The 11,549-nt window shown below is 70.6% G+C and carries 12 protein-coding genes; 8 read left to right on the top strand and 4 right to left on the bottom strand.

The genetic code is table 11. The features are described 5' to 3' along the window. Positions 1 to 280 precede the first annotated feature (280 nt). From gap to UK12_RS06475, 8 genes are all read left to right on the top strand, one after another. Entirely contained in the window at positions 281 to 1,285 is a 1,005-nt protein-coding gene (gene gap / locus UK12_RS06510) for a type I glyceraldehyde-3-phosphate dehydrogenase (protein ID WP_045300572.1), read from the top strand. Positions 1,286 to 1,428: 143 nt separating this feature from the next. Then, entirely contained in the window at positions 1,429 to 2,634 is a 1,206-nt protein-coding gene (locus UK12_RS06505) for a phosphoglycerate kinase (protein WP_045300570.1), read from the top strand. A 4-nt stretch (positions 2,635 to 2,638) separates the two neighbouring features. Further along, complete coding sequence (gene tpiA, locus UK12_RS06500; protein ID WP_045300567.1) at positions 2,639 to 3,424, top strand: triose-phosphate isomerase; 786 nt, start codon at positions 2,639 to 2,641, stop codon at positions 3,422 to 3,424. Between the two features lie 89 nt (positions 3,425 to 3,513). After that, complete coding sequence (gene secG, locus UK12_RS06495; RefSeq protein ID WP_045300667.1) at positions 3,514 to 3,747, top strand: preprotein translocase subunit SecG; 234 nt, start codon at positions 3,514 to 3,516, stop codon at positions 3,745 to 3,747. Positions 3,748 to 3,950: 203 nt separating this feature from the next. Continuing rightward, complete coding sequence (locus UK12_RS06490; protein ID WP_082119361.1) at positions 3,951 to 4,286, top strand: RNA polymerase-binding protein RbpA; 336 nt, start codon at positions 3,951 to 3,953, stop codon at positions 4,284 to 4,286. Between the two features lie 146 nt (positions 4,287 to 4,432). After that, positions 4,433 to 4,855, top strand: a complete 423-nt coding sequence (locus UK12_RS06485) for a GntR family transcriptional regulator (RefSeq protein ID WP_045300563.1) — start codon at positions 4,433 to 4,435, stop codon at positions 4,853 to 4,855. Next, on the top strand, positions 4,852 to 5,805 hold the full coding sequence (locus UK12_RS06480) for an ABC transporter ATP-binding protein (protein WP_045300561.1): 954 nt from the start codon (positions 4,852 to 4,854) through the stop codon (positions 5,803 to 5,805). Before UK12_RS06485 ends, UK12_RS06480 begins: the two co-directional genes overlap by 4 nt. After that, positions 5,802 to 6,815: an ABC transporter permease gene (locus UK12_RS06475; protein ID WP_045300558.1), complete on the top strand. Its 1,014-nt coding sequence runs from the start codon at positions 5,802 to 5,804 to the stop codon at positions 6,813 to 6,815. Before UK12_RS06480 ends, UK12_RS06475 begins: the two co-directional genes overlap by 4 nt. A 76-nt stretch (positions 6,816 to 6,891) precedes the next feature. On the opposite strand, the gene pgl is transcribed toward UK12_RS06475, so the two are convergent. Genes pgl through tal form a run of 4 tightly spaced genes read right to left on the bottom strand, consistent with a single transcriptional unit; the run spans position 6,892 to position 11,485 of the window. Continuing rightward, positions 6,892 to 7,677, bottom strand: a complete 786-nt coding sequence (gene pgl / locus UK12_RS06470) for a 6-phosphogluconolactonase (protein ID WP_442973776.1) — start codon at positions 7,675 to 7,677, stop codon at positions 6,892 to 6,894. Further along, positions 7,674 to 8,768 carry a glucose-6-phosphate dehydrogenase assembly protein OpcA gene (gene opcA, locus UK12_RS06465; protein WP_045300556.1) on the bottom strand — a complete coding sequence of 365 codons (1,095 nt, stop codon included), beginning with the start codon at positions 8,766 to 8,768 and terminating at the stop codon, positions 7,674 to 7,676. The genes pgl and opcA overlap by 4 nt, the downstream gene beginning before the upstream one ends. Continuing rightward, positions 8,765 to 10,330: a glucose-6-phosphate dehydrogenase gene (gene zwf, locus UK12_RS06460; protein WP_231591067.1), complete on the bottom strand. Its 1,566-nt coding sequence runs from the start codon at positions 10,328 to 10,330 to the stop codon at positions 8,765 to 8,767. The genes opcA and zwf overlap by 4 nt, the downstream gene beginning before the upstream one ends. A 39-nt stretch (positions 10,331 to 10,369) precedes the next feature. Next, positions 10,370 to 11,485, bottom strand: coding sequence for a transaldolase (tal, locus tag UK12_RS06455; protein WP_045300555.1), 1,116 nt, complete (start codon positions 11,483 to 11,485; stop codon positions 10,370 to 10,372). Positions 11,486 to 11,549: the final 64 nt, after the last annotated feature.

Here is an 11,549-nt window from a genome sequence, read left to right as displayed (position 1 = left end):
CGTGGGCACCGGCCGTTCCGCGTCCGGGCGGCCGACCCCGTTCCGCCCCCCCCGCGTCACCGGCGCAGGTCGCAGGCTGTCCGGCGGGCTTGACCAACTGCCCTGCCGGGGTGGGACCGAGGGCTCGGGGAGGGCCTGCGGGGCCGCCACACCATGGGCTTGACGGAGAGGCGATGTGCCCAGGCGAGCCCGGGAGAGGTAGGGTCATGGGTGGTCGGGGACATCCCAAATTCCACCCCGTCGGCAATAGCGCCGACGTACCTAATAAGGAGATCGGTTCGTGACGATCCGGGTAGGCATCAACGGATTCGGCCGCATCGGCCGCAACTTCTTCCGTGCGGTTAAGGCCCAGGGCGCGGACATCGAGATCGTCGGTGTCAACGACCTGACCGACACGAAGACCCTGGCACACCTGCTCAAGTACGACTCGATCCTGGGCACCTTCCCGGGCGAGGTCAGCCACACCGCCGACAGCATCACCGTGGACGGCAGGACCTTCAAGGTCATCGCCGAGCGTGACCCGGCCAACCTCCCCTGGGCCGAGCTGGGCGCGGACGTCGTCATCGAGTCCACCGGCATCTTCACCAAGGCCGAGGCGGCCAAGAAGCACGTCACCGCCGGTGCCAAGAAGGTCATCATCTCGGCGCCCGCCACCGACGAGGACGTCACCATCGTCATGGGCGTCAACGACGACAAGTACGACCCGGCGAACCACACGGTCATCTCCAACGCCTCCTGCACCACCAACTGCGTGGCGCCGCTGGCGAAGGTGCTGAACGAGAGCTTCGGCATCGTCAAGGGCATGATGACCACGGTCCACGCGTTCACCAACGACCAGGTCACCCTGGACTTCCCGCACAAGGACCTGCGCCGCGCCCGCGCCGCGTCGATCAACATCATCCCGACCTCGACCGGTGCCGCCAAGGCCACCGCGCTGGTCCTGCCGGAGCTCAAGGGCAAGCTGGACGGCACCTCGCTGCGCGTCCCGGTCCCGACCGGCTCGATCACGGACCTGGTCGTGACCCTGGAGCGCGAGGTCACCGTCGAGGAGGTCAACGCGGCCTTCCAGAAGGCGTCCGAGGGCAGCCTCAAGGGCATCCTGCAGTACACCGAGGACCCGATCGTCTCCTCCGACATCGTGAACTCGCCGTTCTCCACGATCTTCGACTCCCTGATGACCATGGTCCAGGGCAACCAGGTCAAGGTCTTCGGCTGGTACGACAACGAGTGGGGCTACTCCAACCGCCTCGTCAACCTGACCACCCTCGTCGGTGGCCAGCTCTGACCTTCCGGAGCTGACGTGATGTAAGGGGCAGGGCCCGGAGGGCAGTTGAGCCGTCCGGGCCCTTCCTCTGCGCACCCTCACTCTTCCCCACGGCACGGTGCTGTGCCGTCGCCAGGCGCTACCTTCTCCCCGGGAGACCGAAGTTGAAGACCATCGAAGACCTGGACGTCGCCGGTAAGCGGGTGTTCGTCCGCGCCGACCTCAACGTCCCGCTGTCCGACGGCAGGATCACCGACGACGGCCGGATCCGCGCCGTCGCCCCGACCATCGCCAAGCTGCTGGAGTGCGGCGCCCGCGTGGTCGTCGCCTCGCACCTGGGCCGCCCGAAGGGCGAGCCCGACCCGCAGTTCTCCCTCGCCCCGGTCGCCGTGCGCCTGGGTGAGGTGCTCGGCACGTCCGTCTCGTTCGCCACCGACACGGTCGGCGAGAGCGCGAAGGCCACCGTCGCCGCCCTGGCCGACGGCGAGGTCACGCTGCTCGAGAACCTGCGTTTCAACGCGGGCGAGACCAGCAAGGACGACGCCGAGCGCGGTGCCTTCGCCGACCGGCTGGCCGGCCTGGCCGACGTCTACGTCGGCGACGGCTTCGGCGCGGTGCACCGCAAGCACGCCTCGGTCTACGACCTGCCGGCCCGCCTGCCGCACGCCGTCGGCGACCTGATCGCCACCGAGGTCGGTGTGCTCAAGCGCCTGACCGACGAGGTCGCCCGGCCGTACGTGGTGGTGCTCGGCGGCGCCAAGGTCTCGGACAAGCTCGGCGTGATCGACAGCCTGCTGGGCAAGGCCGACAAGATCCTGGTCGGCGGCGGCATGGCGTACACCTTCCTCGCGGCCCTGGGCCACGAGGTCGGCATCTCGCTGCTGCAGAAGGACCAGATCCCGACCGTCCTGGAGTACCTGGAGCGGGCGAAGGCCGACAACGTCGAGTTCGTCCTGCCGGTGGACGTCGCGGTCTCCGCGCACTTCCCGGACACCAAGACGCACGCGCCGGTCGCGGACTTCGAGATCGTCGACGCGGACAAGATCCCCGCGACCAAGGAGGGCCTGGACATCGGCCCGAAGACGCGGGAGCTGTTCGCCTCGAAGCTGGCCGACGCCGCGACGGTGTTCTGGAACGGCCCGGTGGGCGTCTTCGAGCACCCGACCTTCGCCGAGGGCTGCAAGGCCGTCGCCCAGGCCCTGCTGGACAGCGACGCATTCACCGTGGTCGGCGGCGGCGACTCCGCCGCGGCCGTCCGCATCCTGGGCTTCGACGAGACGAAGTTCGGGCACATCTCGACCGGCGGTGGCGCGAGCCTCGAGTACCTGGAGGGCAAGACTCTTCCCGGTCTCGCCGCCCTGGAAGGCTGATCGTATGACCACGCGTCTCCCGCTGATGGCGGGCAACTGGAAGATGAACCTCAACCACCTCGAGGCCATCGCCCACACCCAGAAGCTGGCCTTCGCGCTGGCCGACAAGGACTACGAGGCGGTCGAGGTGGCGGTCCTGCCGCCGTTCACCGACCTGCGTTCGGTGCAGACCCTGGTCGACGGCGACAAGCTGAAGATCAAGTACGGCGCCCAGGACCTCTCGGCGCACGACTCCGGTGCGTACACGGGTGAGATCTCCGGCCCGATGCTCGCCAAGCTGAAGTGCACCTACGTGGCCATCGGCCACTCGGAGCGCCGCCAGTACCACGGCGAGAACGAGGAGATCGTCAACGCCAAGGTCAAGGCGGCCTACCGCAACGGCCTGCTGCCGATCCTGTGCATCGGCGAGCCGCTGGAGATCCGCAGGGCCGGCACCCACGTCGAGTACACCCTGGCGCAGCTGGACGGCGCGCTGAAGGACATCCCGGCGGCCGAGGCCGAGCAGATCGTCGTCGCGTACGAGCCGGTCTGGGCGATCGGCACCGGCGAGGTGGCGACCCCGGAGGACGCCCAGGAGGTCTGCGCGGCGATCCGGGTCCGCCTGGCCGAGCTGTACGACGCCGAGCTGGCCGACAAGGTCCGTATCCTGTACGGGGGTTCGGTGAAGTCCTCCAGTGCGGCCGGTCTGATGGCCAAGGCCGACATCGACGGCGCCCTGATCGGCGGCGCCTCGCTGGACGCCGACGAGTTCGTCAAGATCGTGCGCTACCGCGAGCAGGCAGTAGGCTAACGCCGCCGCAGCAACGTAGGCTTTGGGGCCGGACCGCTTCTTGCGGCCCGGCCCCTTCGCCGAAGATTACGAGAGAGTTGGTCCCCGCCGTGGTTCTCGGGTTCTCGATTGCCCTGATCATCTTCAGTCTGCTGATGGTCCTCCTGGTGCTGCTGCACAAGGGGAAGGGCGGCGGCCTGTCCGACATGTTCGGTGGCGGCGCGATGTCGGCCGGCGGCGGCTCCGCGGTGGCCGAGCGCAACCTCGACCGCATCACCATCATCGTGGGCATCGGCTGGTTCGCCTGCATCGTGGTGCTCGGCCTGCTGCTCAAGTACAAGTAGTCCGGCTGCGGTTGCCCGCGCGCAACCGGTCTTCCGGCCCGGCCGGGTCGACCGAGGATCTGACGGTGTGTCTCCCGGGCGCTTATGCTGAAATGCGCCCGGAGGCGGTGGTGGCAGATCCTTAACTCCCGCTTACACTGGGACGACTTCGCCACCGTCCGCAGATAGCGGCGGGCGGCAGTGGATACGCAGGGAGTCAGACCGTGGCAAGTGGCAACGCCATCCGTGGCAGCAGAGTAGGCGCCGGCCCGATGGGCGAGGCGGAGCGCGGCGAGTCCGCCCCCCGTAACCGGATCTCCTTCTGGTGCGCCAACAAGCACGAGACGCGTCCCAGCTTCGCGGCCGAGGCTGCGATCCCGGACACCTGGGACTGCCCGCGCTGCGGCTTCCCGGCCGGCCAGGACGAGCACAACCCGCCGGCGCCCTCGCGCAACGAGCCGTACAAGACCCACCTCGCGTACGTCCGCGAGCGCCGTACCGACGCGGACGGCGAGGCCATCCTGGCCGAGGCGCTCGCCAAGCTGCGCGGCGAGATCTGAGCGAGCGTCACCGCAGTAACCAGGGCTGGGCCGTTGGCCCGGCCCTATTTTTTTCACCTCGATGAGCCCCGTCGTCGGCTTCGGTTGACGAGCGGGGCTCTCTTGCACCACCATTCCACTAATCAATTAGTGAAACGGTGGTGCAAGTGGTCGACTTCCGCATCGACCGGCGAAGTGGTGTCGCCACCTACCTCCAGATCGTGCAGCAGACCAAGCAGGCGCTCAGGCTCGGCCTGCTGGTGCCGGGGGACCGGCTGCCGACCGCCAAGCAGGTGGTGGAAGCCACCGCCATCAACCCGAACACGGTGCTGAAGGCCTACCGGGAACTCGAACGCGAGGGGCTCGTCGCCCCCCGCCCCGGTCTCGGCACCTTCGTCCTGCGCACGCTCGCGCACGAGGAGGCGGCTCCCGACTCCCCGCTGCGGGCCGAACTGGCGGCCTGGGCCGCCAGGGCCCGGCAGGCGGGGCTGGACCGGGACGACGTCACCGCGCTGGTCGCGGCCGTGGTCGACGAGGAATTCACGGCCGGTCCAGGGGACGCGGCCGGGAAAGACAAGGGGAACCTATGACCGAGCTGTACTCGGGCGACTTCGGCGAGCACGCCGAGACCCGGCCGACCGCCCTGGAGGCCGACGGCCTCGGCAAGCGCTACCGGCGCGGCTGGGCCCTGCGCAACTGCTCCTTCCGGCTGCCCGCCGGGCGGATCTGCGCCATGGTCGGCCCGAACGGTGCCGGCAAGAGCACCCTGATGTCGATCGCCGCGCACCTGCTGGCGCCCACCGAGGGCACCGTCGAGCTCTTCGGCCGCCCGCTGGACGCCCCGGAGAACCAGGGCCGGATCGGGTACGCCGCCCAGGACAAGCCGCTCTACGGCGGCTTCACCGTCGCCGAGACCCTGCGCCTGGGCCGCGACCTCAACCCCAGCTGGGACCAGGCCAAGGCGGAGGCACTGCTGGCCGGCGGCCGCTTCCCGCACTCCGCCAGGATCGGCTCGCTCTCCGGCGGCCAGCGCACCCGGGTCTCGCTCGCCGTGGCCCTCGGCAAGCAGCCCGACCTGCTGATCCTGGACGAACCGATGTCCGACCTCGACCCGCTGGCCCGCCACGAGCTGATGGGCCTGCTGATGGCGGAGGCCGCCGAACGCGGCACCACCGTCCTGATGTCCTCGCACGTGGTCGCCGAGCTGGAGGACGCCTGCGACTACCTGGTCCTGCTCGCCGACGGCAAGGTCCTCCTTGCGGGTGACATCGAGGAGCTCCTCGACGCCCACCTGCTCGTCACCGCGGCCGTCACCGAGGACGGGACGCCGGCCGAACTCGCCTCGCACCAGGTGATCGAGACCCGCCGCAACGGCCGCCAGCTCACCGCACTGCTCCGCCCGGACGGTCCGCTGCCCGGCGGCTGGCACGCCGAGACGCCCACCCTGGGGGAACTCCTGCTGGCCCACCTGCGCGCCTCCGGCGTGCCCGCCCTGCTCACCGACGAGGCCCGCCCGGCCGCTGCGGCGGTGGCGGCATGAGCATGAGCACCCACCCGGGCACCGCCACCGGCACCGGGACGCGTCCACCGGCCCGTCCGCAGTCGGGCCCGCAGAGCCTCCGCTGGCTGATGTGGCGCCAGCAGCGGCTGACGGTCGTCCTCTGGCTGGCCGTCATCGCCGTGGCCGCCGTGGCCTTCCCGTTCCTGCGCAGCGAGATGGTCGGCTACATCGACAGCAACCACATCGCCGGCTGCGCCGAGATCAGCGCGGACTCCCGGTGCCAGGTGCCGGGCATGCAGCAGGCGGTGGCGAACTTCCGGGGGAGCTACGGTCTGCTGCTCAAGGGGATCGGCTTGCTGCTCCTGCTGCTGCCCGCGACGGCCGGAGTCTTCGTGGGGGCACCGCTGTTCGCCCGGGAGCTGGAGAGCGGCACCTGGCGGCTGGTCCTGGCCCAGTCGGTCGGCCGACTCCGCTGGACGCTCGCCAAGCTGGTCACCGTCGGGCTGATCGGGGCGGTCGGCTCCGCGGCGCCGGTGCTGCTCTACCGCTGGCTGTGGCAGCCCTCCGCCAACGACGTCTCCGGGGTGGCCTGGTCCAGCCGGGCGTTCATCGTCTCCGGCGGGCCGACGCTGATCGCCACCGTGCTGCTGGCGCTGGCGGTCGGCGCGACCGTCGGGGCCCTGCTGGGCCGGGTGGTCCCGGCGATGGGCGTCACCCTCGCGGTGGTCGCGGCACTCCAGTACGGGATGTCCATGGTCCGTCCGTACCTGTGGAGTGGGGAGACCGTGCTGATCCCGCAGTCCGCCCTGCCCAACGACATGTGGGGCTTCGGCCAGGGCTACCTGCGCCCGGACGGCACCCGGCTGCCGATCGACGCCTGTACCTCCAGCACCGACTACGCGGCCTGCCTGGGCGACGCCAGGGAGTACAGCGACGTGCACCGCGCCTCGGACTACTGGCCGCTGCAGGGCGTCGAGTCCGGCATCTGCCTGGTGCTGGCCGCCGCGCTGGTGGTGTTCCTGCTGGTCCGTACCCGCCGGTCGCTGTAGACAGTGCGCCGGACGGCGGAACGGGGCTGAACGGCGGTGCGGGGCACCGCTGTTCAGCCCCGAGTGCCCCCGGCGGCTAGGCCGGCGGGTAGAGGCCGGTCGGGATCTTCGCGGCCGCCGTGCGGTCGAGGAGCCACAGGGTGCGGCTGAGACCGCGGGCGCCGGAGGCCGGCGCCTGGATCTCGCCGGGCCCGGAGAGCGCCATCGCGACGGCGTCGGCCTTGTCCTCGCCGACCGCCAGCAGCCAGACCTCGCGCGCCGCCCGGATGGCCGGGAGGGTGAGCGAGATCCGGGTGGGCGGCGGCTTGGGCGCCCCGCGCACGCCGATCACGGTCAGCTCGCTCTCCCGGACGCCCGGGTGCTCGGGGAAGAGCGAGGCGACATGGGTGTCCGGGCCGACGCCGAGCAGCAGCACGTCGAAGGCCGGGACACCGGCGTGGTCACCGGGGCCGGCCGCATGGGCCAGCTCCTGGGCGTAGCGCGCGGCGGCGGCCTCCACGTCGGAGCCGTCCACCCCGTCCGAGGCGGGCATCTCGTGCACCCGCGCCGGGTCGAGCGGGACGGAGTCGAGCAGTTCGGCCCGTGCCTGGACGGCGTTCCGGTCCGGGTCCGCGGCGGGGACGAAACGCTCGTCGCCCCACCAGAGCTCCAGGTTGGCCCAGTCCACCGCGTCGCGCGCCGGGGAGGCGGCGATCGCGGCGAGCAGGGCGTTGCCGTTGCGCCCGCCCGTGAGCACCACCGAAGCGGTGCCACGGGCGGCCTGGGCGTCCACGATCCGGGTGATCAGCCGGGCGGCGGTCGCCTCGGCCATCAGCTCCTTGTCGCGGTGGACGACCAGCTGCGGGGTGGCGGCAGCCGTCACGATGCCGACCGCTTCCGGGGCGCCGCCTTCTTCGCGGCGCCCTTCTCGGCCTTGTCGTCCGCCGCTGCATCGGCTGCATCGGCTGGATCGGCTGCGCCGTCCGCCGCCTCGCCGTCCGTGCTCGCGGCCGGCTGCGGGTCCGCCGACTGCGGGTCCGCCGGAGCGGGCTCCTGCAGCCGGTCGACCGGGGTGCGGACGGCCGTCGCGTAGATGTCGTCCGGGTCGAGGCGGCGCAGCTCCTCGGCGATCAGCTCCGAGGTCTCCCGGCGCTTGAGCGCGACCTGGCGGTCGGGCGAGCCGGGCATGGAGAGCGTGCCCATCAGGCCGTCCGGGCGGTCCAGGACGATGGCGCCGTCCTTGGTGCGCAGGGTGACCGAGGTGATCCCGGGCCCTGCCGTGACCACCCGCTCGACCGGGACGCGCAGCCGGGTCATCAGCCACAGCCCGAGCAGCTCGACGCTCGGGTTGTAGGGCTCGCCCTCGACCACGGCGGAGACGATCTTCGCCGGGTGCTGGTCCAGGGCCGCGGCCAGCATGGAGCGCCAGCCGGTGATCCGGGTCCAGGCCAGGTCGGTGTCGCCGGGGGCGTAGCTCTCGGCCCGCTGGGCGAGCTGGCCGACCGGGGACTCCGCGGTGACCGCGTCGGTGATCCGGCGCTGGGCGAGCGCGCCCAGCGGGTCCTGCGCCGGGTGCTGCGGTGCGTTCTCCGGCCACCAGACCACCACGGGGGCGTCAGGCAGCAGCAGCGGCAGCACCACCGACTGGGCGTGCGCGGTGAGTTCACCGTGCATGCGCAGGATGACGGTCTCGCCCGAACCGGCGTCCGAGCCGACCAGGATCTCGGCGTCCAGCCGGGTCTCGGCCCGGGCCCGGGGCGAGCGCCCGGCGCGCTTGATCACCGCGAGGGTGCGGTTCGGGTGCTCGCGCGAGGCGTCGTTGGCGGCCTTGAGCGCGTCGTAGGCACTGCCCTCGTCGGTGACGATGACGAGGGTGAGCACCATGCCGGCGGCGCCGGCTCCGCTGGCCCGACGGGCGTCCATCAGCGAAGCGTTGATCTTGCTGGACGTGGTGTTGGTCAGGTCGATCTTCATGGCCGACGCCAGCTCCTGCCGTCTCGTGCGAGCATCTCGTCCGCCTCGGCGGGCCCCCAGGTCCCGGCCGGGTACTGGGCGGGCTTGCCGTGGGTGTCCCAGTACTTCTCGATCGGGTCGAGGATCTGCCAGGAGAGCTCGACCTCCTGGTGCCGGGGGAACAGGTTGGCGTCGCCGAGCAGGACGTCCAGGATGAGCCGCTCGTACGCCTCCGGGCTGGACTCGGTGAAGGACTCGCCGTACTGGAAGTCCATGGTGACGTCGCGCACCTCGAAGGAGGTGCCGGGCACCTTGGAGCCGAACCGCACCGTCACGCCCTCGTCCGGCTGCACCCGGATGACCAGCGCGTTCTGCCCCAGCTCCTCGGTCGCGTAGGCGTCGAAGGGCAGGTACGGGGCACGCTTGAAGACCACCGCGATCTCGGTGACCCGGCGGCCCAGGCGCTTGCCGGTGCGCAGGTAGAACGGGACCCCGGCCCAGCGGCGGTTGTTGATCTCCAGCTTGATCGCCGCGTAGGTGTCGGTCTTGGAGTTGGGGTCGATGCCGTCCTCGTCCAGGTACCCGAGCACCTCCTCGCCGCCCTGCCAGCCGGCCGCGTACTGGCCGCGCACGGTGTGCTTGCCCAGGTCGGTCGGGAGCTTGACCGCGCTCAGCACCTTGAGCTTCTCGGCGACCAGCGCCTTCGGGTGGAAGGACGCGGGCTCCTCGATCGCGGTGAGGGCCATCAGCTGGATCAGGTGGTTCTGGATGACGTCCCGGGCGGCGCCGATGCCGTCGTAGTACCCGGCGCGGCCGCCGATGCCGATGTCCTCGGCCATGGTGATCTGCACGTGGTCGACGTACGACCGGTTCCAGATCGGCTCGAACATCGTGTTGGCGAACCGCAGCGCCAGGATGTTCTGGACCGTCTCCTTGCCCAGGTAGTGGTCGATCCGGAAGACCTCGTCCCGGGGGAAGACCTCGTGGACGATCCGGTTCAGCTCCTGGGCGCTCTCCAGGTCGTGACCGAACGGCTTCTCGATCACCGCGCGGCGCCAGGAGCCCTGCGGCGGGTCGGCCAGGCCGTGCTTCTTGAGCTGCTGGACCACGATCGGGAAGGACTTCGGCGGCACCGACAGGTAGAAGGCGAAGTTGCCGCTGGTGCCCTGCGCGGCATCCAGGTGCTCGATCGTCTTGCGCAGGTGCTCGAAGGCGTCGTCGTCGTCGAAGCTGCCCTGGATGAAGCGCATGCCCTTGGCGAGCTGCTGCCAGACCTCCTCCCGGAAGGGAGTGCGGGCGTGCAGCTTGACCGCGTCGTGGACCTCCTTGGCGAAGTCCTCGTCCTCCCACTCGCGGCGGGCGAAGCCGACGAGCGAGAAGCCCGGCGGCAGCAGACCGCGGTTGGCGAGGTCGTAGATGGCCGGCATCAGCTTCTTGCGCGACAGGTCGCCGGTGACACCGAAGATGACCAGGCCCGACGGCCCCGCGATGCGCGGGAGCCGTCGGTCTGCGGGATCCCGCAGGGGGTTCGAGGACACGAGCGGGGGTTCGCCCTGCTCGACCTCGGGGAAGTCAGTGCTCACTGGAGTGGCTCCGCTTTCGGTGGATGTGAGCGGGTGAGATCACTTCTCGGTGGCGAAGCCGGCCAGGCTGGCGGTGACGGTGTCGAGCAGCTCGTTCCAGGACTGCTCGAACTTCTGCACGCCCTCGTCCTCCAGCACCTGGACGACATCGTCGTAGTCGACCCCGGCGGCGGCGATGGCGTCCATCACGGCCTTGGCGTCGGCGTAGTTGGTGGTGATGGTGTCACCGGTGACCTGACCGTGGTCGTCGGTGGCGTCCAGGGTGGCCTCGGGCATGGTGTTCACGGTGCCGGGGGCGACCAGCTCGGTGACGTACATGGTGTCCGGCAGGGCCGGGTCCTTGACGCCGGTGGAGGCCCACAGCGGACGCTGCGCCTTGGCACCGGCGGCCTCCAGGGCCTTCCAGCGGTCGCTGGAGAACACCTCCTCGTACGCCTGGTAGGCGAGGCGGGCGTTGGCCACCGCGGCCTTGGAGCGGAGCTGCTTGGCCTCGCCGCCGATCTTGTCCAGGCGCTTGTCGATCTCGGTGTCCACGCGGGAGACGAAGAACGAGGCGACCGACTCGATCTGCGAGAGGTCGAGACCGGCGGCCTTGGCCTGCTCCAGACCGGTCAGGTAGGCGTCCATCACCGCACGGTAGCGCTCCAGGGAGAAGATCAGCGTGACGTTGACGCTGATGCCCTTGGCGAGCACGGCGGAGATGGCGGGCAGACCGGCCTTGGTGGCGGGGATCTTGATGAACACGTTCGGACGGTCGACCAGCCACCACAGCTGCTTCGCCTCGGCGACGGTCGGCTCGGTCTCGTGCGCCAGGCGCGGGTCGACCTCGATGGAGACCCGGCCGTCGCGGCCGTTGGAGGCGTCGTAGACCGGGCGCAGCACGTCGGCCGCGTCGCGCACGTCCGAGGTGGTGATCATGCGGACGGCCTCGTCGGTGGTGACCTTGCGGACCGCCAGGTCCTTCAGCTGGCCCTGGTAGGCGGCGCTGCCGCCGCCGATGGCCTTCTGGAAGATGGTCGGGTTGGTGGTGACGCCCACCACGTGCTTGCTCTGCACCAGTTCGGCCAGGTTCCCGGTGTTCAGCCGGTCGCGGCTGAGGTCGTCCAGCCAGATCGCCACGCCTTCGTCGCTGAGGCGCTTCAGTGCGTCAGTCATGGTGCTTCATCCTCTTCTTCGTCTTCGTTCGTCTGCTGTGGGGTGGTCAGACGGGCCGGGGTAC

This window comes from Saccharothrix sp. ST-888 (assembly GCF_000955975.1).
Classification (GTDB): domain Bacteria; phylum Actinomycetota; class Actinomycetes; order Streptomycetales; family Streptomycetaceae; genus Kitasatospora.
The sequence above is the reverse complement of the archived record's forward strand: the minus strand, read 5'-3'. Positions and strand labels throughout refer to the sequence as shown.

What these genes read in the sequence shown, in the direction of transcription:
- UK12_RS06475 (WP_045300558.1), top strand. Translation starts at nt 5,802, where the DNA reads ATGAGCATGAGCACCCACCCGGGCACCGCCACCGGCACCGGGACGCGT.
- tpiA (WP_045300567.1), top strand. Translation starts at nt 2,639, where the DNA reads ATGACCACGCGTCTCCCGCTGATGGCGGGCAACTGGAAGATGAACCTC.
- tal (WP_045300555.1), bottom strand. Translation starts at nt 11,485, where the DNA reads ATGACTGACGCACTGAAGCGCCTCAGCGACGAAGGCGTGGCGATCTGG.
- opcA (WP_045300556.1), bottom strand. Translation starts at nt 8,768, where the DNA reads ATGAAGATCGACCTGACCAACACCACGTCCAGCAAGATCAACGCTTCG.
- UK12_RS06480 (WP_045300561.1), top strand. Translation starts at nt 4,852, where the DNA reads ATGACCGAGCTGTACTCGGGCGACTTCGGCGAGCACGCCGAGACCCGG.